Source organism: Micromonospora sp. NPDC050784 (assembly GCF_044456765.1).
Taxonomy (GTDB): domain Bacteria; phylum Actinomycetota; class Actinomycetes; order Mycobacteriales; family Micromonosporaceae; genus Micromonospora; species Micromonospora foliorum.
Genome location: NZ_JBITGG010000001.1, coordinates 243,106 through 262,945 on the forward strand (window position 1 = coordinate 243,106; position 19,840 = coordinate 262,945).

At 72.3% G+C, this 19,840-nt stretch carries 19 protein-coding genes and 1 riboswitch; of the genes, 9 read left to right on the plus strand and 10 right to left on the minus strand.

Annotation, left to right across the window (positions count from 1 at the left end; genetic code table 11):
- The first annotated feature begins 69 nt into the window (after positions 1 to 69).
- Positions 70 to 2,262: a hypothetical protein gene (locus ACIBD9_RS01140; RefSeq protein ID WP_396713402.1), complete on the plus strand. Its 2,193-nt coding sequence runs from the start codon at positions 70 to 72 to the stop codon at positions 2,260 to 2,262.
- Positions 2,263 to 2,271: 9 nt separating this feature from the next.
- Here ACIBD9_RS01140 and ACIBD9_RS01145 read toward each other — a convergent pair whose 3' ends face one another.
- From ACIBD9_RS01145 to ACIBD9_RS01180, 8 genes are all read right to left on the minus strand, one after another.
- On the minus strand, positions 2,272 to 3,291 hold the full coding sequence (locus tag ACIBD9_RS01145; protein WP_396713404.1) for a GNAT family N-acetyltransferase: 1,020 nt from the start codon (positions 3,289 to 3,291) through the stop codon (positions 2,272 to 2,274).
- 253 nt (positions 3,292 to 3,544) lie between these two features.
- Entirely contained in the window at positions 3,545 to 4,831 is a 1,287-nt protein-coding gene (gene thrC / locus ACIBD9_RS01150; RefSeq protein ID WP_396713406.1) for a threonine synthase, read from the minus strand.
- Between the two features lie 10 nt (positions 4,832 to 4,841).
- Positions 4,842 to 4,977, minus strand: a riboswitch (SAM riboswitch).
- Positions 4,978 to 5,084: 107 nt separating this feature from the next.
- Positions 5,085 to 5,285: a hypothetical protein gene (locus tag ACIBD9_RS01155; protein ID WP_387176982.1), complete on the minus strand. Its 201-nt coding sequence runs from the start codon at positions 5,283 to 5,285 to the stop codon at positions 5,085 to 5,087.
- Complete coding sequence (locus ACIBD9_RS01160; RefSeq protein WP_396713408.1) at positions 5,282 to 5,653, minus strand: YbaB/EbfC family nucleoid-associated protein; 372 nt, start codon at positions 5,651 to 5,653, stop codon at positions 5,282 to 5,284. The genes ACIBD9_RS01155 and ACIBD9_RS01160 overlap by 4 nt, the downstream gene beginning before the upstream one ends.
- On the minus strand, positions 5,650 to 6,081 hold the full coding sequence (locus ACIBD9_RS01165) for a YbaB/EbfC family nucleoid-associated protein (RefSeq protein WP_396713410.1): 432 nt from the start codon (positions 6,079 to 6,081) through the stop codon (positions 5,650 to 5,652). Before ACIBD9_RS01165 ends, ACIBD9_RS01160 begins: the two co-directional genes overlap by 4 nt.
- The gene (locus ACIBD9_RS01170; protein ID WP_396713412.1) at positions 6,078 to 6,800 is read right to left on the minus strand and encodes a hypothetical protein; all 723 of its coding nucleotides are present in this window, start codon (positions 6,798 to 6,800) and stop codon (positions 6,078 to 6,080) included. The genes ACIBD9_RS01165 and ACIBD9_RS01170 overlap by 4 nt, the downstream gene beginning before the upstream one ends.
- A gap of 11 nt (positions 6,801 to 6,811) precedes the next feature.
- Positions 6,812 to 7,189, minus strand: coding sequence for a hypothetical protein (locus ACIBD9_RS01175; protein WP_396713414.1), 378 nt, complete (start codon positions 7,187 to 7,189; stop codon positions 6,812 to 6,814).
- A gap of 37 nt (positions 7,190 to 7,226) precedes the next feature.
- On the minus strand, positions 7,227 to 8,195 hold the full coding sequence (locus ACIBD9_RS01180) for a DMT family transporter (RefSeq protein ID WP_396713416.1): 969 nt from the start codon (positions 8,193 to 8,195) through the stop codon (positions 7,227 to 7,229).
- Between the two features lie 91 nt (positions 8,196 to 8,286).
- Between ACIBD9_RS01180 and ACIBD9_RS01185 the strand changes: the two genes are divergently transcribed.
- Positions 8,287 to 8,592, plus strand: coding sequence for a helix-turn-helix transcriptional regulator (locus ACIBD9_RS01185; RefSeq protein ID WP_238660352.1), 306 nt, complete (start codon positions 8,287 to 8,289; stop codon positions 8,590 to 8,592).
- A gap of 481 nt (positions 8,593 to 9,073) precedes the next feature.
- Positions 9,074 to 9,718, plus strand: coding sequence for a DUF4232 domain-containing protein (locus ACIBD9_RS01190; protein ID WP_396713817.1), 645 nt, complete (start codon positions 9,074 to 9,076; stop codon positions 9,716 to 9,718).
- Positions 9,719 to 9,727: 9 nt separating this feature from the next.
- On the opposite strand, the gene ACIBD9_RS01195 is transcribed toward ACIBD9_RS01190, so the two are convergent.
- The gene (locus ACIBD9_RS01195) at positions 9,728 to 10,594 is read right to left on the minus strand and encodes an ABC transporter permease (protein WP_396713418.1); all 867 of its coding nucleotides are present in this window, start codon (positions 10,592 to 10,594) and stop codon (positions 9,728 to 9,730) included.
- A complete protein-coding gene (locus tag ACIBD9_RS01200) occupies positions 10,594 to 13,458 on the minus strand; it encodes an alpha/beta fold hydrolase (protein ID WP_396713420.1) in 2,865 nt (954 codons plus the stop codon). Before ACIBD9_RS01200 ends, ACIBD9_RS01195 begins: the two co-directional genes overlap by 1 nt.
- A gap of 373 nt (positions 13,459 to 13,831) precedes the next feature.
- Between ACIBD9_RS01200 and ACIBD9_RS01205 the strand changes: the two genes are divergently transcribed.
- The 6 genes from ACIBD9_RS01205 to ACIBD9_RS01230 are packed head-to-tail and all read left to right on the plus strand — an operon-like array spanning position 13,832 to position 19,839.
- Positions 13,832 to 15,010, plus strand: coding sequence for a hypothetical protein (locus ACIBD9_RS01205; RefSeq protein WP_396713422.1), 1,179 nt, complete (start codon positions 13,832 to 13,834; stop codon positions 15,008 to 15,010).
- Positions 14,997 to 17,615, plus strand: a complete 2,619-nt coding sequence (locus ACIBD9_RS01210) for a nitrate- and nitrite sensing domain-containing protein (protein WP_396713424.1) — start codon at positions 14,997 to 14,999, stop codon at positions 17,613 to 17,615. Before ACIBD9_RS01205 ends, ACIBD9_RS01210 begins: the two co-directional genes overlap by 14 nt.
- Positions 17,612 to 18,085 carry a roadblock/LC7 domain-containing protein gene (locus ACIBD9_RS01215; RefSeq protein ID WP_091402960.1) on the plus strand — a complete coding sequence of 158 codons (474 nt, stop codon included), beginning with the start codon at positions 17,612 to 17,614 and terminating at the stop codon, positions 18,083 to 18,085. Before ACIBD9_RS01210 ends, ACIBD9_RS01215 begins: the two co-directional genes overlap by 4 nt.
- Entirely contained in the window at positions 18,082 to 18,564 is a 483-nt protein-coding gene (locus tag ACIBD9_RS01220) for a DUF742 domain-containing protein (RefSeq protein ID WP_396713426.1), read from the plus strand. Before ACIBD9_RS01215 ends, ACIBD9_RS01220 begins: the two co-directional genes overlap by 4 nt.
- A complete protein-coding gene (locus ACIBD9_RS01225) occupies positions 18,542 to 19,300 on the plus strand; it encodes a GTP-binding protein (RefSeq protein ID WP_396713428.1) in 759 nt (252 codons plus the stop codon). Before ACIBD9_RS01220 ends, ACIBD9_RS01225 begins: the two co-directional genes overlap by 23 nt.
- Before the next feature lie 38 nt (positions 19,301 to 19,338).
- On the plus strand, positions 19,339 to 19,839 hold the full coding sequence (locus ACIBD9_RS01230) for a hypothetical protein (RefSeq protein ID WP_396713430.1): 501 nt from the start codon (positions 19,339 to 19,341) through the stop codon (positions 19,837 to 19,839).
- Position 19,840: the final 1 nt, after the last annotated feature.

Genomic DNA, 19,840 nt, shown 5'->3' on the forward strand with positions numbered 1-19,840 from the left:
GTTGCTCGTGACGGCAGCGGGTAACCGCGGGCCTTCGGCCAGGAGAAGCCGGCCAGGGGAGGGCGGCGGGTGAGGATCACCGAGATCCGGGTGCACGGGGTCGCCGACAAGGGGCCCGAGGCGATCCTCGACCGGCCGATCGTCGCGCGGGTCGCCGGAGACGACAACGCCGCCTTCTACCGGCCGCGGCCCGGCTACGGTGCCCCCGCCGACCGCGACGGGGTGACGCTTGAGGCGTACCGCTGGAGTCGGTTGACCGGCGGTACGGCGACCCGGACGTTCTCCCTGGTCCTGCTCCTGCCGTTCATGCTCAGCAACATCGCGGTCTGGATGCTGCCGGTCACCGGTCGCGGCGGCCGTGCCGCGCGGGCGCTGTGCCGACTGCTGGCCGCGACGATGACCGCGATGTACGTGCTCTCCACCGTCGGGGTGTCCCTCGATCTGATCGCCTGGCAGTGCGCGGCCTACCCGAGGTGTCTGGAGGGGCGGCGGGAGCTCTCCTGGCTGGGTGGCGTGCCGCCCGGGCAGCGGCTCGCGCTGCTGGCCGTACCGCCGATCATCGCGATCGTCCTGATCTGGCGGCTCGGTGCCCGGACCTGGCAACTCCCCGAGGACAGCGACCACCCGCCCGGGGTGGGTGCGGACCGGCTCGACGCGCCCGCCTTCTGGGACACCCGCTCGCTGCTGCGCCGACTGCGCTCGGTCCACGTCGCGGTGGCGTTGGGCACGCTCGACATCACACTGCTGCTGGCGTTGGCACCGCACGACGCCACACTGCCCGGCTGGCTGCTGCTGGGCGCGGACGTGGCGCTGCTCGCCGGCGCGGTGGTGCTGCTCTGCCGGCCGGCGATCGAGCGGCGCGGAGAAACCGACCAGCGCAGCTCGCGGACGATCCGCTGGGCGGCCATCGCGCTCACCGCACTGACCCTGGGGTACGCGTCGGCGCCGCGGCCGCCGTGGACGGCCGAGGGGATGTTGCCGGGGTACGGGATGGCGGTCGCCGGGTTGTTCGCCGGGCAGGTGGCGCTGCTCGCGATGCTCGGCCTTGTGGTGTTGGTGCAGCGCCGCGCCCTGCCTCGCCCCTTCTTCCTGCTGGCCGGCCTGGGCGCGCCGGTGCTGACAACCGTCGCGATCGGGCTGGGCGTCGCCTACTCCTCCGGGCTGACCTACGGCCTGGCCGAGTATCTGGACCGTGGTTCCAGCCCGACGCCCGCCCGGCCGCTGCCGCCCGGGGCGCCGCCGCTGTCGCCGCCGATCGCCTACCGCTGGGTCACCCTCGGCTTCACGGTGGCCGTGCTCTTGGTGGTCGTGACGGCCCTGCTCGTACCCCGGATTCGCCGGAATCGCCGCCGCCGGGAAGCCGAGGAACTAGTCCGGCGGGACTATCCGGAGGCCTCCCGGGCGACCCCGGAACGGGTCCGGGCCGTCCGCGACGCGATCGTGCGAGCCCGGCTGACGGATCGGCTCGGGCCGCTGCTGGCCACCGCGTACGTGGTGTTGGCACTGCTCACGTTGGCGGCGGCCGGGCTCTCGGTGATCGGTCCCGGCCCGGGTGCGCTCGCTCGGCGACTCGGCGGCGAGTCGCTGGCCCGTCCGGTGATCTTCGTGACCGATCTGGGCGCCCTGCTGATCGGGCTGTTCGCCACGGTCCTCGCGGTGATGGGACTTGTCGCCTACCGGTCCGGCGCGATCCGGCTGGTCGGGGTGCTCTGGGAGCTGGCCACCTTCTGGCCGCGTGCCGCGCATCCGCTCGCCCCGCCCTGCTACGTCGAGCGGGCGGTACCGGAGCTGACCCGCCGGATCGGCCAGCTCACCGCCGACGGGAACGGGGTGGTGCTGTCCGGGCAGAGTCACGGCAGCGTGCTCGCGGCCGTGACGGTCCTCCAACTCCCCGACCACTGCCGCCGGCGGGTGGTCCTGCTCACCTACGGCTCTCCGCTCGGCAACCGGTACCGGCGGATCTTCCCGGCGTACGTCAGCGACGAGATGGTGCGCGAGGTCGGCAGCCGGTTGGCCTGGCGGTGGATCAACCTGTGGCGGTACACCGACGCGGTGGGCGGACCGGTGTTCGTCCCGTTCGTTCAGGGATCCGACGACCCGGCCGCCCGGGTCGACCGTCGGGTACGGGATCCGAAGGGACTGCTCATCCCACCGACCGACACCGTGCCCCCACCGGTGCAGGGCCACCGGTTCACACCGGACGACGACTTCCACGCCGCGATCCGCGAGCTGGTCGGGCGCCTGGAACAAACGAACGAGTGAACGGCTGCCTCAGAGGGTGAGCTGCCAGTCGGTCCAGGAGTCCACCGGGCGGAAGCCCAGCTGTTCGTTGATCGCCACCATGTAGCTGTTGCTGGCGGCGTTGATGGTGTCGATGCTCCCCACCGCCGGCTCGTGGGTGAGCAGGTGGTGCAGGTTCTCCGCCTTGGCGATGAGGCCGAGCCGGTGCCCACGGTGTGCGGGGTCGACGATGGTGATCTGCTGGAACGCGTGCCAGTCGGCGGAGGCGCCCACCTCCAGCAGTGTCCAGGCGACCAGCCGGCCGGACGCCTCGTGCCGCATCCCGAGGTGGTACCGCCGGCGGCCCTTGGCCTCCAGGGCCCGATCGGTGCCGCGGATGCGCTCGGCGTCCACCTGCTCCGGCTCCCACTGCATGTCACCAAGGGGCGCGTCCATCATCAGCCGGCCGTCGAGGTAGGCGATGTCCGTCAGATACTCCTGCGGGGTGGCGCCCTGCCAGCACACCGATCGGTACCCCGCGGCCCGGGGCTGGGCCTCGGCGAGTGCCGCGCGGAGCGCGACCCGGTCGATCTCGGCGATCTCCAGCCGGCGACGCACCTCGACCAACACGGCCTGGGCGCCGGTCGACGCGGCGAACGCGTCGCCCGCCACGCTCCGGGGCGGCCCGTCGGGCAACGCGGAGACGGTCAGCCCGACGACCCGCTTGCGTCCGTGCTCGCGCAGCAGCCGTACGCCGTACTCGTGCAGTGCCCGACCGACGCCCCGGCGCCGCAGCTCCGGGCGCACCTTCAGCTCGACGGTGGCGTTGTCGGTGTTGTCGAGCTGCGGCAGGTCCAGTTGCAGGAAGCCGGCCGGGACGCCGTCCAGTCGGGCCAGCGCCCAGAGCGTCCGGGTGCCGGGCAACGGCGTGTGGAACAGCGCGTCGAAGCGGCGCCGGCAGAAGGGCGGTAGGTCCGGCAGATCCGCGTCGTTGACCGCCACCCCGATCCGGTACGCCTCGTCGACGGAAGTACGGTCGGCGCCGTCGAACGACGCGATGGTGATGCTCATGCCGGTGAGCGTGCACCTCGGAAAAGCGATCGGGCCAGCGAATTAATCGCTGGCCCGATCGAACGTGGTCGGGAGGGGCACTCGCACAACGCCTCCGGCGTTGGGTCGCAAGAACTTCAAAAGTCTTCGGCGAAATGCCCTCCCGCACGGAGCATCTTGCGCCGTCCGGTTCCTGCCGTCAAGTCCGTAGCGGCGGGTTTTCCACACTCACAGCGAAAACCCAGTTACCGACTGATCCACTCGGCCCTCGGGGTCAGCCGAGGAGGCCGGCGTCGCGGGCGGCGCGCAGCGAAGGCTTGATGTGGTGGGTCGGCCCGACCTGACCGGCCACCGCGTCGATCGTCTTCAGACCCTCGCCGGTGTTGAAAACGACGGTCTCGACCGTCGGGTCGAGCCGACCGGACTCGGCCAGCTTGCGCAGCACGGCCACGGTCACCCCACCCGCGGTCTCCGCGAAGACCCCGGTGGTCCGGGCCAGGTCGCGGATGCCCGCACGGATCTCGTCGTCGTCGACGTACTCCATCCAGCCGCCGGTGCGGCGGACCGCCTCCAGGGCGTAGAGGCCGGCCGCCGGGTCGCCGATGTTGAGTGACTTGGCGATGCCGGTGGGCTTGACCGGGATGATCGTGTCGGTCTCGGCGTGCAGGGCGACGGCGATCGGGTTGCAGCCGGCGGACTGCGCGCCGAAGACCTTCCAGCCGCCGGCCGGTGCCTCGACCAGGCCGATCTCCACCAGCTCGGAGAACGCCTTGTCAATCTTGGTGAGCAGCTCGCCGCTGGCCATCGGGATGACCACCTGCGCGGGGATCCGCCAGCCGAGCTGCTCGGCCACCTCGTAGCCGAGGGTCTTGGAGCCCTCCGCGTAGTACGGCCGGACGTTCACGTTGACGAACGCGGTGTCCTCGAATTCGTCGGTCTCCACCAGTTCGCCGCAGAGCCGGTTGACATCGTCGTACGAGCCGTCGATGGCGACCAGCTCGCCGCCGTACACGGCGGTGGTGATGACCTTGCCCTGCTCCAGGTCGCTGGGGATGAAGACCACCGAGGGCACCCCGGCGCGAGCGGCGTGGGCGGCCACCGAGTTGGCCAGGTTGCCGGTCGACGCGCAGGCGAACCGGGTGAAGCCGAGCGCCTTGGCGGCGGTGAGCGCCACCGAGACGACCCGGTCCTTGAACGAGTGGGTGGGGTTGGCGCTGTCGTCCTTGACCCAGAGCGGCGCGGTGATGCCCAACTCGGCGGCGAGGAGCGGGGCCGCCACCAGTGGGGTCAGCCCCGGGTCGAGCGTGACCCGGGTGGCCGGATCCTGACCGGCGGGGAGCAGTGCGGCGTACCGCCAGATGTTGTTCGGGCCGGCCTCGATCTGCTCGCGGGTGACGGTGGCCAGTGCGGCGGTGTCGTAGTCGACTTCCAGCGGGCCGAAACACTCGTAACAGGCGTGCTGGGCGGCGAGCGGGTAGCGGGCCGAACAGGCACGGCAGACCAGGGCGCGGGCGGGGCTGGCAGAGGTGTCAATGCCGGAGGTGACGAGCGTCGACGTCATGTCGAGAGTCCTCTCATCTTTCCCCGCATCGCACGGTGCGGCGGGGACGGAATTGGCACCTGCCCCGCGGGTCGCTCAGCGGTGAGCGCGCGGGGTGGTTGCCGGGGCGTCGTCGGGCCGTATCCCTCAGCCCCTCTGGATGAGGTATTCAGTTGTGCCGTCGAGTCTAGGACAACGCTGTCGGCCGCTGCTACCGCAGATCCCACGGTGTGAGCGAACCGCCGGTATCCCGGCGGGTGGCGTGCGCTGCTGGTCAGCGCCGGCGTCGACGCCCGAGGTAGACCGCGACGGCCCCGAAGACGGCCAGCAGGGCCACGAGAACCCAGCCCGCGGTCGCGATGGCGCCACCCGTGGGCCGGTCACCGCCGGCGAGCAGCCAGACCGCACCCGACACGACGAGAAGCGCGACCACCACGGACACCATGACGACCACGGCGCGCTGCGCGGGGGTCATAGCTGCCGCCTCGGTCGAACGGTGCCGGGCATCGCGGCGCCCGGGTCGGCCAGGATCTCGGCGACCGAGCGGCCGCCGATGGTCAGCGACCCGAGCAGGGCGTTGCGGGCCTGCTCGGCTTCGGCCTCGGCGGCTCGAATCGCATCGCGTACGTGCTCGCCGAGGGTGAGGTTGTCGACGGAACGCCGAGCCTGCGACGTGATCCGTACGTCGAGCAGCTGACCGCCGATCCCGACGGTTGCGATCACCGCGCCGTCGCCGGCCGCACCCTGATAGTGGTCGCCCGTCGGCCGCTCGACGAAATCCGCCGCCGACTCCATCGCGGCGGCGATGTCACGACGGATCGCCGACAGGGCATCGGGGTTCATCCAGCCCTCCGGGCGGCGGTACGCAGTGCCTCGGCGGCCGACGCCGGGTCGTACGGCCGTGGCGTTGGCGCGGGAACGTCGACCGGAGCGGGCTGCCCGGAGACCTCGGCGATCGTCGCGGTCAGGGCCTGGGCGGCGCGCATCCTCGCGTCACCCACGGCGGTCACGCACGCTGCCCCGAGGGCCTGCGCGTCGAGGTCGCGGACCGCCTGCGGGCTGAGGTAGACGTCTTCGACCCGGCCGGCCCCGGTGGCCCTGACCACCACGGTGCCCGAGTCGTCCGTGCCCTCGTAGACGGCCTCCTGCGCCTCGGTGACCCGGGCGAGGACCCCGTTGAGCTGATCGGTCATCGCTCGCAGGGACCCGCCGGTCAGGGCCGCGCGTTCCGCCTCGCGCGCCGCGTGCTCGAACCCTGGTACGTCGCTCACTCCTTCACCCACCCCTTCGGCTCGGCAATGCGAACCCGGACCTGCTCGGGCAGTTGCAGGCTCGTGGTGTCGATCCGGTCACTGTCGCTTGTGAACATGTTCTCCAGAACGCTGAAGGCGTCGCCGACGTCACGCCCGGCCGTCCACACCTGCTGCACGAAGGTCAGCACCGCGGTGAGCGTCGTGATGGCGAACGCCGCCCACGCTCCGACGATCGCCCACTGCACGGCCGGCGTGTAGGGGCCGGAAGCGTAGGCCACACCGGCCGCCACCAGCGCCGCGCCCGTGACGCTGACGTAGCTGACCAGGTTCGTCGTCAGCCCCCACCACATGTCGTCGCACATGTTCCGTACGTTGCTCGCCGCCTGCGCGATCGCGTCGAGTGCGGGCTCGATGCGCGTTTCCAGGAACGCCTTGAACGCCTCGGCGCCCTGATCGGCCCAGTAGGTGTCGACGTCACCTCGCGCCCGGGTCAGCCCCGCCTTGCACTGCTCGAACACGTCGCTCATGTCGTTCCACGCCTCGGAACCCTTGTCCCACGGGTCCGGCGTGCGGATGTTGATCTCGACGAGTGCGGTGAGGCTGGCCACCACCGCCGGGCCGCCGCCGGTGGGCCAGACGGCCGCGGCGAGCGCGGTGCCGAGGATGCCGACCAGCACCCACAGGTTTTCGGTGGTGTCGCCGTCGAGTCGGTCGGAGTAGAGCGAGGAGTCGGACATCGCGGCTCCGTTCAATCCTGGTATGTGAAGTTCTCGCCCCGCACCCGCTCCTGCTCCTCGTAGTGGGTGGCGATGGTGGTCAGTGCGGTGCCGATCGAGTCCATCGTCTTCTGCAGCGCCGCGGCGACGTCGTCCACGCCCTGCCGGACACGCTCGTAGTCGTCAGGCAGGTTCCAGGCGAACATCGGAAAGGCATCCCGGGGCAGTGTCAGCGAGGCGATCCTGGGCAGCACCGTGTCGGCGAACGATTTCGCGTCGGCGCTGATCGCCTGGCCGGCCTTGCGCATGGCCTCGGTTTCGAGCGACGTCACGACGGCCCCCTCACCAGACACCCAGCGATCGATGGAAACGGCTGGTCCTGGCGGTTCATCCTGCCACGGATGCACCACCTGGGCTGTCCCTGCCGCCGTCGTTCGGGTCGACGGGTCAGCGCGCGCTCACGGCCACCGGGTCGGTCACCGCGATCGGATCCGTGACCGCGGTCGGCCGGGGCAGCGAGGTGGCCCGGGGTCGGGGGCGGGCGGCGAGGTTCGCGGCGATCAGGGCGGCGATCGTGATGGCGGCCCCGACCAACTCGACGGGCTCCGGGCGGTAGCCGCGGGCGATCTGCACCGCGAAGGTGGTCACCGGGACCAGGTTCATGAACAGCGCGGCGTTGGCGGCACCGAGTCGCTGCACCCCGGTGTTCCAGGCCAGCACCGCGATCACGGCGCCCACGAACACGGCGTACGCCAACTGCGGGGCGACCGCCACGAGGTCGGCGGCGGCCGGCGCGTGCTGCCAGCCGACGGCGTCGGCGCCGATGCTCAGGGCGAGCATGGCGGCCGTGCCGGCGAGCGCGGTCAGGGTGGTGAAGCGCAGCGGCGACCACTCGCCGAACCGGCTGGCGCCGTGGGTGTAGATGCCCCAGCCCAGCACCGCGCCGATCATCATCAGCCCGCCGAGGCCGAACTGGCCGAGCCCGGCCAGGCTCCCGCGCGTGATCACCAGGCCGACGCCGAGGAGCGCCACCAGGGAGAGGGCCAGCAGGAGCGGCTTCGGGCGTACGCCGTCGCGAGCCCAGCGGACGAGCTGGGTGATCACCGGAGTGGTGGCCACGAAGAGTGAGATCTGCTGCGGGGCGGCGTGTTCGAGCGCCAGGTTGGTGAGCAGGTTGAAGCCCGCGAAGCCGACCACTCCGAGCACCACCACCTCCAGCGCCCGCCCACCGTGCCGCAACGCGCCGGCACCCTCGCGGAGCAGCAGGATGGCGACCAGGACGACGGCGGCCAGCAGGTAGCGCGCGGTGGTCAGGTTGAGCGGGTCGACCCGGTCGAGCGCGCTGGCCAGGATCGGGAACATCACTCCCCAGCCGAGCACGGCGACCAGTGGGTACGCGGTGGCGCGGGATCGCATCGGCAACTCCAATGTTCGAGTATCGTCGAACCAACGACACCGACCATAGGGTGTTGTTCGATGATTGTCGAACAAGGGTTACACTGGTCACATGGAGCCGCACGAACCCGACCTGACCGCCGTACCGGTCACCAACGTGTTGGCCGCACTCGCCGACGACGTGCGGCTACAGATCGTCCGGGCGCTCGCCGAGGGCGGCGAGGCCGCCTGCGGCAGCTTCGACTTCGGCGTTTCCAAGGCAACCCGGAGCCACCACCTCAGGGTGCTGCGCGAGGCGGGCCTGACCCGCACCCGGGCCGCCGGCACCAGCCGACTGGTCCGGCTCCGCCGGGACGAACTGGACAAGCTCTACCCCGGCCTACTGGACGCCGTTCTCACCCAGCGCCCGCCGGCCTGACCCCGCCCGCCCGGCCACGGCCCACACGGCGGCGGGTGCGACCTGCTCCAGGCGCTCGCTTTGGAGCTGAATCGTCTACGACATCAGCAAAGAGCCGCCGCCCAATGGGCACCTCGGCCGGCACGCCGCCGAAGCCGCCCCGTCGAGTCCCCAGCAACGCCCGACCCGAACGGCCCCCACCACCAGCCCACACACCACTCCGTCGATCAAGGAGTTGTGGTGGGTGACAAAACGCCCACCCGGGACCAGGCCAGGCACCACAACTCCATGATCGACGAGGTGGGCTGCCCCTTCTTGGCGATCTTGCACTTGTCGTCGTGAGACAGCGGGCATTCCGCGCGAATCGGCGACTGAACCTGCAAGATCGGCGGGGGCGGGGTGACGGTGTGGGTTCTTCGTGGGCGAGGATCTACTGATGATCTCTCGCGGGACGGCAGCGCGGCGACGGGTCAGCACGGCGTCCGCGACGGTCACGGCGTTCATGGCGGCTCTCACTCTCGGCGCGTGTATACCTGGCGACCATCGCGGCCAGGGCGGCCCTGACGGCCCGCGACCACTCACCGCGCCCACCACCGCCGCAAGTCCGTCGGGAAGCGTCGACCCGCTGGCCGAGTGCCCGGCGACCGGCGTCCGGATCCGGTCGACCGGCGGGGACGCCGCAATGGGCCTGCGCGCCCTCGGCCTGGAGTTGGTCAACTGCGGCCAGCACCCCTACCAGCTCAACGGGTACCCGGTGCTGCACGTGTTCGACGAAGCGCGCGAGCCGATCATGCTGCGGGTGGTCAACGGCGCCAAGGAGATCACCTCGGGTTTCGACCAGCCACCCCGGCAGGTCACCCTCGCCGCCGGGGAGCGGGCCACCGCCGTGGTGCTCTGGCGCAACCTGGTCACCGACTCGACCGTGGTGGCCACCAACGGCGAGTTCCTGACGGTGGCGCCCGCCGCCGGGCAGCCGGCCGAAGAGGTGGACCCGGACGGGCCGATCGACCTCGGCAACACCGGCCGGATCGGCGTCAGCGCCTGGAAGAAGGCCGACCCGTCCACGCCGGTGCCGAGCCAGCCGGCCCCGCCGCCGGCGCCGAGCGCGGTGCCGTCGTCGGTGAGCCCACCCGACAGCCGGCTGTGAGCCGACCCGCTACGACGTGATGTCCTTGCGGGTGAAGCGCCAGAACGCCAACCCCCAGAACAGCGTCGCGTAGCTGATCGCCGAGATGCAGCCGCGCACCACGTCGTCGGTCTGCACCGGAGTCGACAGCAACCCCAGCCAGGCGGTGCTGAAGTGGGTGGGCAGGAAGTCGCGCAGCGCGCCCAGCGCGGTGATCTGGTCCAGGATGCTGGACAGGATCCAGAGCAGCACAGCGCCACCCACCGCGCCCAGCGCGGCGTCCGTGGTCACCGACAGCAGGAACGCCAGGCCGGCCACCACCAGCAGTACGACAGCCAGGTAGCCCAGCACGGCCAGCAACCGGAGCAGCCCTTCGGTGGGTTCCAGCTCGGCGGCGACCGTGCTGCGCAGCGGCGACCAGCCGTAGCGCAGGGTCCCGGCCAGCAACGCGGTGCCGGCCAACAGCAGCAGGGCCAGTCCCGAGTACGCGAGCGCGACCACCAGCTTCACCGTCAGCAGCCGCGCCCGGGGTACCGGGATCGCCAGCAGATAGCGCAGGCTGCCCCAGCTCGCCTCGCTGGCCACCGTGTCGCCGCAGAACAGCGCGACGACCACCACCAGCAGGAACGACGCCGACACGAAGATCGAGAACAGGGTGAAGTTGAGCCCGCCGGAGGTGGCCAGGTCGACCAGGCTGGCGAACTCGTTGTTGCCGTTGTCGTCGTCGCCACCGGAGTTGAACTGGAACGCGATCAGGATGATCAGCGGCAGCAGCACCATGAACCCGAGCGCCAACTGGGTCCGCCGGCGGGACGCCTGCCGACGGAACTCCGCCACGAAGGGCATGGTGGCCGACGGCCGGTAGCCACGGGCCTCACCCGCGTCAGAAACAACCATCACCGGTCACCGCTTCCCCGAGAGTTCTCGCCCACCAGGGCGAGGAACGCGTCCTCCAGACGCCGCCGAGGCACCACCCGGTCAACCCCGATGCCGGCGCGCACCAACTCCGCCACCACCTCGCTGCGGGCCGTGCCGTTGGTGTCGACCACCAGTTGGCCGTCGCTCTCCGGCAACACGCGGACCCCGTGCAGCCGATCCAGCACCGCCCGCGCCGCCACCGGATCGGTGACGTCGAAGAGCACGCTCGGCGACTCCCCCACGATCTCCTCCACCGGCCCGGACGCCACGATCCGGCCCTTGTTCACCACCACCGCGTGCGTGCACGTCTGCTCCACCTCGGCCAGCAGGTGACTGGAGACCAGCACCGCCCGGCCGTCCGTGGCGTACCGCTGGAGCACCCGGCGCATCTCGGCGATCTGCGGCGGGTCGAGCCCGTCGGTCGGCTCGTCCAACACCAGCAGTTCGGGAAGGCCGAGCATGGCCTGGGCGATGGCGAGACGCTGGCGCATTCCGTGGCTGTAGTTCTTGATCCTCCGGTGCACGGAGTCACCCAGCCCGGCGATCTCCAGCGCCGCGTCGAACTGGGCGTCCTCCCACGGCCGCCCGGTGGCCCGCCAGTACGCCTTCAGGTTGTCCAGACCCGACAGGTGCGGCAGGAAGCCCGGCCCCTCCACCAGCGCCCCGATCCGGGACAGCACCGGCGAGCCGGGCACCAGCCGACGACCGAAGACGTAGATCTCCCCGGCGGTCGGCTGGGTCAACCCCATCAGCACCCGCAGGGTGGTGGTCTTGCCGGCGCCGTTCGGCCCGAGCAGACCCACGACCTGACCGGGGTGCACCTCGAAGTCCACGTTCGACACCGCGACGAAGCCGTCCGCGTACTCCTTGCGCAGTGCGCGCACGGCCAGCGGGGTGTCCGCGTACTCCGGATGCACCGACCGGTCCTGGCGGCGGTGCCGGCGGCGGACCAGGGCGACGACCACGACGAGCCCGATCACGATGGCGGCGAGCAGGCCGGCGAGCACCCAGCGCCAGATCGTCGCCGCGGTGGGGATCGGCTCACCGCTGACCGTGGGCAGGCTGACCGCGCCGTCCGCGGCCACCGTGTAGACGGTCGGCTCGGCGGGCGTGGTGTACGCCTGGTCGGAGGTGGCCACCACCAGTCGCAGCCGGTGCCCGGCCTCCACCCGGCGGACGATCCCGGGCAGCGTCACGGTGACCGGGCGGGCGTCCTGCACCTGCTGCGGTAGGCCGGTGAGCCGGATCGGGGCGACCAGGCCGTTCGGCAGGGTGGCCGCGCCGTCCGGGTCGACGTCGTAGAGCTTGACGAAGAGCACCGCCTCGCCGGTCGGCGAGGCGGCCCGCAGGGTGACGGTGGGCGCACCGGCCACGTCGACCGCCTCGGTCAGCGGGGTCGACTCGAACCGGGCGTGCTGGCCGGGTACGTCGCCGGCCACCCCGTCCAGCAGTGAGGTGAGCCCGCCCGCGAACGGGATCGAGGAGATGGCGGCCGGGTTGCCGTTCGGCGGGTTCGCGATCGGCTGCGCCGGACCGGTGACCGTCACCTCCCGGCGGGCGTTGCCGGCCAGACCTGGGTAGTCGGCGCGGCGGAAACCGGTGGCGACGAGACCCCGGTCGAGCGCGTCGAAGCCGGCGATCCGGGACCAGGTGAAGTCGTCGCCGGGCGCGTCGCCCTCGCCCTTGACGTAGTGGTCGAGCCACTGGACGGTCAGGAACTTCACCCGGTCCTCGTCGGAGCGGGGTCCACTGCCACCGTCGTGCCCGCCGGTGAACCAGGCGACCCGTACCGGGGTGCCGGTGGCGGCGATGCCGCGCGCGTTCGCGTCCGCCTCACCGAGCGGGAAGAGCGTGTCCGCCTCGCCCTGCACCAGCAGGGTGGGGGCCTTGATCCGGTCCAGCGCACCCGCCGGGCTGGAGCGGCGCAGCAGGTCCACGGCGGCCTGGTCGGCGCGGCCGGTGGTGGCGATCCGCAGGTACGCGGCGCACACGTCGGCGGCGAACCGACCGCAGGACGGGTCGGCGGCACCGGCCGGGGCGCCACCGGGACCGCTGCCGGGGCCGGCGCCCGGCCCGGGGCTGGGCGGTCCGGCCGACGCCGGTGCGCCCTGCGGCTGTGCGGCGGTCCCGCCGGAGAGCCCGGCCGGGCCGGAGCCCACGTTGCCGCCGCCGCCGAAGAAGAGGCCGGCCCAGCCCTTCTTGAACACGCCCTCGGTCGGCGCTCCGCCGGTGCTCTCCGGCAGGAACGCGCGGGACAGGTCATTCCAAGTGATCATGGGCACGATCGCGTCGACCCGGCGGTCCTGGGCGGCCAGCAGCAACGCCAATCCACCGCCGTACGAGCCCCCGACCACACCGACCTTCGGGTCGCCGGCAGCGTCGGTGCGCACCTCCGGCCGAGCGGCCAGCCAGTCCAGCAGCCGCTCAGCGTCGCGTACCTCGTAGTCCGGGTTGTCCAGGTGGATCTCCCCGCCGCTGCGGCCGAAACCCCGCGCGGTCCAGGTGAGCACCGCGTAGCCGCGACCGGCGAACTCCTCCGCGTCGGAGCGCACCGACTCCTTCGTGCCGCCGAACCCGTGCGCCAACAGCACCGCCGGCACCTTCCGACCGGACGAGGCGTCGTCCGGCAGGTAGAGAGTGGTGTCCAGGTTCACCGGCTGGTCGCCGGACGGTCCGGAGCGGACGGTGAGCATCGCGCTCTCGGTGCGTACGCCCGGCCCCTGTGGCCACACCGCCCAGGTCACGGCGGCGGCCAACAGCACGACGACCACCGCTGCGGCGGTCGCGCGGCGGCGGGTGGGCAGGGCACGCCGGAACCACGCGGCCGGCGACGGCGATGTCATGCGGCACACGGTACGGCCCGCAGCCTGAGCGTTGGCTGAGATCCGCCGTACGTCCGTCCGGTTGCCCCGATCGGTGCGCGGTGGGGGTGCGAGCGCGCAACGTCCGACGCGGCACAGCGAGTTGAGTTCGGATCCCGTGAATTCCGATCTTCCGCGGATATCCACCTCGATCCCTCCATGTCACACCCACAGCTGACACAGAGCGTGCCGGTAACGCGGACAAATGGTGACATGGCTCGAAGTGACGCGAACCTGACTCGCTCAGTGAGGTCTGACCAGTCGGGGGTTCGATTAGTTTTCCGGTCCGGTGGACGGGACCTGTCGGCTAGCCCGACGCCGCGCCGATCAGCGCCCCACGCCGGAGGAGACACACATGACAGTCCCCGCGCCGCGGGCCCGTCGACGGCCGTCCACGCTGGGCCGACTGCTGCCCCTGCTGCTCATCGGAGCACTGCTGGCGCCGTTGGGCCTGCTCGTCACGTCGAGTTGGCGGCAGACCACCGACGACCGGGACCTTGCCGTCCGGGAACGGCTCGGCGTGCAGTACCTCACCGCTCTGGCGGCGGTCACCGACGCCCTCGTGGAGGCCCAGTCCAACGCGATCAACGGTCGCCCCGTCGCACGGGAGGCATTGAACGGGGCGGTCGAGCAGGCCGCCGCGGTGGATGCCCGCATCGGCGGAGAGCTGCTCAGCCAGGAACGTTGGGCCGGCGTTCGGGCCAAGTTGGAGGCGCTGCGCGGCCGGGGGGCGGCCGACCCGGAGGCCGCCTACACCGCGTACGGCGAGGTCTCCGACCTGCTGTTGGCCCTGCACCGGAAGGTCCGGGAGAGTTCCGGGCTGGTCCGCGACCCCGAGGCCGACTCGTTCTTCCTCCAGGACAGCGCCGGCCAGGAACTGCCCGAGGCGGTGGTGGCCGCCGGCCGGCTCGCCGACCTGGGCACGCTGGTCTCCCGCCGGCCGGCCGCCGAGCAACCGCGCGGCCTGATGGAGCTGACCGGGCTGCGGGTGACCGCCCTGGCGCCCGCCGCCGACCTCGTCGACAACCTGCGCTCGGCCGTGGACGGTTCGGAGAGCACCGACCTCGGTGCCAACGTGCTGACCCCACTGGACACCTACCAGCGGTCGGTGGAGGCGCTTGCCGCGTTCTCGGTGCCGGGCAAGGACACCGGCGTGGTCAACCCGAGCCAGTTGAGTGCCGCCGCGCTCAACTCGCACCGCTCGGCCCGCCAACTTCAGCCGGTCATCCTCGCCGAGTTGGACGCGCTGCTGGTCGAGCGCATCGACCGGCTCAACCGGGACCGCTGGCTGACCGCCGGAGCGGGGGTCACCGCCGTTCTGTTGCTGAGCTGGCTCGCCGCGTTGCTGGTCGCCGCCGGTCGCCGGGCCCGACGTCGGGCCGCCCTCGCCGCGACCCACGCGGACAGCCCCGACACCCCACCGCACCGCGACCCCTGGCAACCGCCGACCGACGAGCCGCGCGCGCTGCAACCGGCCGGTGCGGCCCGTGACCCCGAGATCGCGCAGTGGGGGGCATTCGATGCTGCTCGGTAGGCTCCGGATCCGCGGCAAGCTCGCGCTGCTCGTGGTGATCCCGCTGCTCAGCATGGTCGGCCTGGCCGTGCCGGTGCTGCTCGACCGGGTCGCCGCGGCACAGCGGGCCGGCGACACCGCCGAACGGGTCCGGCTCGCCAGCCGGGTCGGCAGCCTGGTCCAGGACCTCCAGCAGGAACGGGTCCTCTCCGTCGGCTTCCTGCTCGGCCAGGTCGAACGCAGTGAACTGGTTCGCAAGTCCGCCGACGTGGACGATCGGGTGGCCGACCTCCGGGCGGCGCGGAGCGACGCGCTGACCGACCAGGTCGACCACGCCCTCGACGGCGTGTCCAGCCTCATCGACCTGCGCACGGCCGTCCTGGCCAGGGCCGCCAACCCGGGTCAGGTGATGGACGCGTTCGGCCCGGTCAACAAGGGGATCATCGAGTCGCTGCGGCTGGTGGTCGGGGTGGACACCGACACGTTGGCGGGCCGGCAGGTGCTCGCCCTCGACGGGCTGCTCCGCGCCGACGAGGGCCTGGGCGCCTGCGCCACCCTGAGCCTCCTGGTCAAGGCGATCGGCACCCCGGACACCACCGCCGGGTACGTGGGGTGCATCGCCGCGCTCATGGTCGACAACTCGCGCTTCCGCAGCCTGATCACACCCGAGCAACTCACGGTGGCCCAGCTCAACGACGCCGCCGTGGCCGCTCGTACCAAGCCCGACTTCCTGATCAGAAGCGCCCGCGATCCGGCCGCCGCGGTCCGCGACGTGACGATCGAGGCGCTCTTCCCGGCCGTCCGCACGATGATCCGGCTCGGTCAGTTCGTCGAGAAGAAGCTGGTCGCCGACGTGCTCGCCGAGGTGACGGCCGAGCAGCGGCGAGCGCTGACCGCCGCGTACCTGGTCGGTGCCGTGACGGCGTTGATCCTGACGCTGGTGGTGCTGCTCAGCGTGGCGGTGGCGCGGACGGTGGCCCGACCCCTGACCCGACTCACCCGCTCGGCCGACCGGGTCGCCCGGGTCGCCGAGGCGGAGCTGGTCCGGGTCACCGACGACGAGGCGGAAAGACCTCAAGCGGTCCGGCTGGAGCCGGTGGACATCCGCGCCAAGGACGAGATCGGCGACCTGGCGCGGGCCTTCGACCGGGTGCAGAACACCGCGGCGCAGCTGGTCGAGCGGCAGGTCGCCGGCCGACGCAACGTGGCGCAGATGTTCGGCCACGTCGGGCGGCGTACCCAGAACCTGGTGGGTCGGCAGATCGCGCTGATCGACCGGCTGGAGCAGCAGGAGGCCGACCCCGGCCGCCTGGAGCACCTGTACCGACTCGACCACATCTCCAGCCGGTTGCGACGCAACGCCGGCAGCCTCGTGGTGCTCTCCGGCTCGGCCGGGGCCGACGCGCACACCGCGCCGGTGCCGCTGGCCGACGTGGTCCGGTTGGCGCTCGGTGAGATCGAGGACTACACCCGGGTGGAGGTGCAGGTGCCGGGGGGCGTCTCGGCCGCGCCGGCGGTGGTCGGTGATCTCGTCCTGGCGTTGGCCGAGCTGATGGAGAACGCCACCGTCTTCTCCCCACCGCACACCCGGGTGCTGGTGGCCGCCGAGACGTCCGGCCTGGGCGCGCGGCTCACCGTGGTGGACCACGGCATCGGCATGAGCGAGCAACGGCTGGCTGAGGAGAACGCCCGGTTCACCCGCCGGGAACGGCTCGACCTGGCCCCGACCGAGGTGCTCGGTCTCTTCGTGGTGGGCCGGCTGGCCCGTCGGCACGGCTGGCAGGTTGCCCTGGCCGCCACCGGCGGCGGTGGGGTGACCGCACAGCTGGAGATCCCGTCGGCGTCGCTGGTGCTGCGCCGCGCCGACCGGGCCGGGGCCGCCGTGGCCCGCGCCACGGTGCCGGACCGGGACCGGCGTACGACGGCGATGCTCGACCCCGAGCACGACACGCGGCCCAGCGCGGTGGCCGTCGCCGTACCGACCCGCTTCGACTCGGACCTGCTGAGCCGGGCCACCCGCAGCCTGGACACCGGCCCATCGTGGAACGCGTTCGGTCGGGGCCAGCCGGAGCAGACCGTTCCCGAACCCCCGAGCCCGGAACCGGCGGGCAAGCCGACCGGGCCACGGGTGCGGCAGCGGGTGCCCGGGGCCACTCTGCACGCCACCGCCGCGACGACCCGGCCGGTGGACGCCACCGGCGCGGACCCCGCCGCCGCCCGCGCGCTGGTCGAGGCCTTCCAGGCCGGGGTACGCCGCGCCGAGCTGCACGTGACACCGAGTCTCGACGCCGCGTCGGCGCGGACGGCCGGCCACCCGTCGGCCAGCGCCGGTGCGGCCGTGGTGGACCGGGACGCGACCGTCGACCTGCCCAGCACCCCGGGCGGCGCCGGCCCCACGGTTCCGCGTGGCGGCGACTCGACCGATGCCGCAGCGGACCGGCCCCGGTTGAGCCGACGGGTGCCGGGAGCGAACCTCACCGCCATCCCGGCCTGCCAACCGCCCAGCACCCACCTCGGTGACCCGGCCGAGGTCCGCGACCTCATCAACGAGTTCGAAGAGGGCGTCGCCCGCGCTCTCCGCGAAGTCAGCCCCGCCCACCGGAACGAAGAAGGATCATCACGGTGACCAGCCCCTTCCTGCACGACAATGTCGACCAGAGCCAGCCCAGCGCCAATGGGGACCTCAGCCCGGAGGCCCGTACGTTCAACTGGCTGTTGGACTCCTTCACCTCCAGCACCGCCGGGGTCCTGGAGGCGATCGCGGTCTCCTCGGACGGTCTGCTGATGGCCATGTCGGCGATCAAGGATCGGTCCAACGCGGAGCGGTTGGCCGCCGTCGTGTCCGGGATGACCAGCCTCGCCGGTGGGGCCGCCAGTTGGTACGCCCTCGGCGGCCTGAACCGGGTGATCGTCGACATGGCCGACGGCTACCTGCTGATCAGCGCCATCAGCAGCGGTTCCGTGCTCGGAGTGGTCGCCGACCGTTCGGCGAACCTGGGCACCGTCGCGTACGAGATGACGCTCTTCGCCGGGCGGGCCGGTGGCGCCCTGACCCCGCGACTGATCGTCGAGTTGAAGAACGCCGTTCAGCAGTGACCCCCGACGTCGCCGGCGAGGATCCGGATCCGGAACCGAGGGTCCGGATCCGCCCGTACCTGCGTACGCAACCCCCGACCGGGGACGGCGCGGCGGCGACACCGGCCCTGCCGGAGCCGGACGGGGGCCAGCCGGCCGGTCCCCGTCCGTTCGTACTCACCTCCGGGCGGGTGGCGGGCGTCGACCCGGCGATCGGGCTGGAGACCCAGGTGACCGCCCGCATGGACAGCGGCTGGTGGGCCGGCCCGCCCGGTGCCCTGCTGGCACCGGAACTTCAGACGATCATCGCGCTCTGCGCGGAGCCGATCTCGGTGGCCGAGATCTCGGCCCGCGCCCGACTGCACTTCGGCGTGACCCGGGTCCTGGTCGGCGACCTACGCGCCGCCGGGCACCTGGACGTGCACGTCACCGACACCGACGACGCTGTCGACCCCGATCTCATCCTGCGAGTGATTGATGGACTCCGTGCGATCTCCTGAATGGCCGGTCGCCCCGCTCGGCGGGGTCGCCGCGAACAGCGCCGCCGCCCGTTACGGCATGTCCCCGGGCACCGGGCCGATAGTCGGGCGGGCCGGCCCACCGGTGTCCGCGCCGCCGCCGTACCGGCCCTCGTCCGAGACGGGTTCGGTGCCACCTCCGGCCGGTAAGCCGGCCGCACCGCCGATCCCGGTCAAGATCCTGGTGGCCGGCGGGTTCGGGGTGGGCAAGACCACCACAGTGGGTGCGATCTCCGAGATCGCGCCCCTGACCACCGAGGCCGAGATGACCACCGCGGGGATCGGCGTGGACGACCCGGGTGCCCGGTCCACCAAGACCACCACCACGGTGGCGATGGATTTCGGCTGCGTGACGATCGACCGCAGCCTGAAGCTCTACCTGTTCGGCACGCCGGGGCAGACCCGGTTCGGCTTCATGTGGGACGACCTGGCCCGGGGAGCGCTCGGCGCGTTGGTGGTGGTGGACAGCGCACGGCTGGACGACTGCTTCCCGGCCGTCGACTTCTTCGAGCGGGCCGGGCTGCCGTTCGTCGTCGGGGTCAACGCCTTCGACGGGCGACTGGCCCTGGAACTCGGCGAGATCCGCTGGGCGTTGGCCATCGGCGATCATGTACCCCTGGTGCAGTTCGATGCCCGCGACCGGCTCTCGGTGCGGGACGCCCTACTGGTCGTCCTGGACCGCGCGCTGGACCGCGCTACCCGGGACAGGAGGGCCTGAGCGGACCAGCTCGGGCCGTGGCGGGAAGAGGTGACCTGATGAGGGGCGACCTGGACGAGACGCTGGCCCGGCTGGCCCGACGTGAGGAGGCGTCGCGCCGTCGGGCCACCGACCGTGACGACACCACCGCACCGTCGAGGCCGCCTGGCCCCGGTGGCGACACCCGCAACGCCCGGTCGGGCCGGCACGCGGGGGTGGAATCCCCGAGCGAGGTGGCCGGATGGGGGCCGGTCGAGGAGGTGGCCGAGGCGGTCCGCCAAGTGGTCGGGGCCTACCCCGGGCTGGCGGTGACCGTACGGGTGGAGCACGCCGGGCGGACGTACCCGATGCGGGTCTCCTGGGACGGGCCGACCGTCACGGTCGGACCGGTGCCCCCGCCGACCCCGGTGGAACCCCCGCCGACCTGGCCGCTCTCCGGCCGGACGGTGCCGGCCTGGGCGCCCGGCCCGGACGGGTTGACCCCGGACCCGGCGGCCCGGTTGGCCGAGCTGATCCGACGCGACCCGACGTTGTTGGACGAGCTGGATCCGCGGCGCTGAC

What these genes read in the sequence shown, in the direction of transcription:
- ACIBD9_RS01155 (WP_387176982.1), bottom strand. Translation starts at nt 5,285, where the DNA reads ATGACCCCCGCGCAGCGCGCCGTGGTCGTCATGGTGTCCGTGGTGGTC.
- ACIBD9_RS01160 (WP_396713408.1), bottom strand. Translation starts at nt 5,653, where the DNA reads ATGAACCCCGATGCCCTGTCGGCGATCCGTCGTGACATCGCCGCCGCG.
- ACIBD9_RS01170 (WP_396713412.1), bottom strand. Translation starts at nt 6,800, where the DNA reads ATGTCCGACTCCTCGCTCTACTCCGACCGACTCGACGGCGACACCACC.
- ACIBD9_RS01180 (WP_396713416.1), bottom strand. Translation starts at nt 8,195, where the DNA reads ATGCGATCCCGCGCCACCGCGTACCCACTGGTCGCCGTGCTCGGCTGG.
- ACIBD9_RS01195 (WP_396713418.1), bottom strand. Translation starts at nt 10,594, where the DNA reads ATGGTTGTTTCTGACGCGGGTGAGGCCCGTGGCTACCGGCCGTCGGCC.
- ACIBD9_RS01145 (WP_396713404.1), bottom strand. Translation starts at nt 3,291, where the DNA reads ATGAGCATCACCATCGCGTCGTTCGACGGCGCCGACCGTACTTCCGTC.
- ACIBD9_RS01210 (WP_396713424.1), top strand. Translation starts at nt 14,997, where the DNA reads ATGCTGCTCGGTAGGCTCCGGATCCGCGGCAAGCTCGCGCTGCTCGTG.
- ACIBD9_RS01190 (WP_396713817.1), top strand. Translation starts at nt 9,074, where the DNA reads ATGGCGGCTCTCACTCTCGGCGCGTGTATACCTGGCGACCATCGCGGC.
- thrC (WP_396713406.1), bottom strand. Translation starts at nt 4,831, where the DNA reads ATGACGTCGACGCTCGTCACCTCCGGCATTGACACCTCTGCCAGCCCC.
- ACIBD9_RS01185 (WP_238660352.1), top strand. Translation starts at nt 8,287, where the DNA reads ATGGAGCCGCACGAACCCGACCTGACCGCCGTACCGGTCACCAACGTG.
- ACIBD9_RS01200 (WP_396713420.1), bottom strand. Translation starts at nt 13,458, where the DNA reads ATGACATCGCCGTCGCCGGCCGCGTGGTTCCGGCGTGCCCTGCCCACC.
- ACIBD9_RS01205 (WP_396713422.1), top strand. Translation starts at nt 13,832, where the DNA reads ATGACAGTCCCCGCGCCGCGGGCCCGTCGACGGCCGTCCACGCTGGGC.
- ACIBD9_RS01230 (WP_396713430.1), top strand. Translation starts at nt 19,339, where the DNA reads ATGAGGGGCGACCTGGACGAGACGCTGGCCCGGCTGGCCCGACGTGAG.
- ACIBD9_RS01225 (WP_396713428.1), top strand. Translation starts at nt 18,542, where the DNA reads ATGGACTCCGTGCGATCTCCTGAATGGCCGGTCGCCCCGCTCGGCGGG.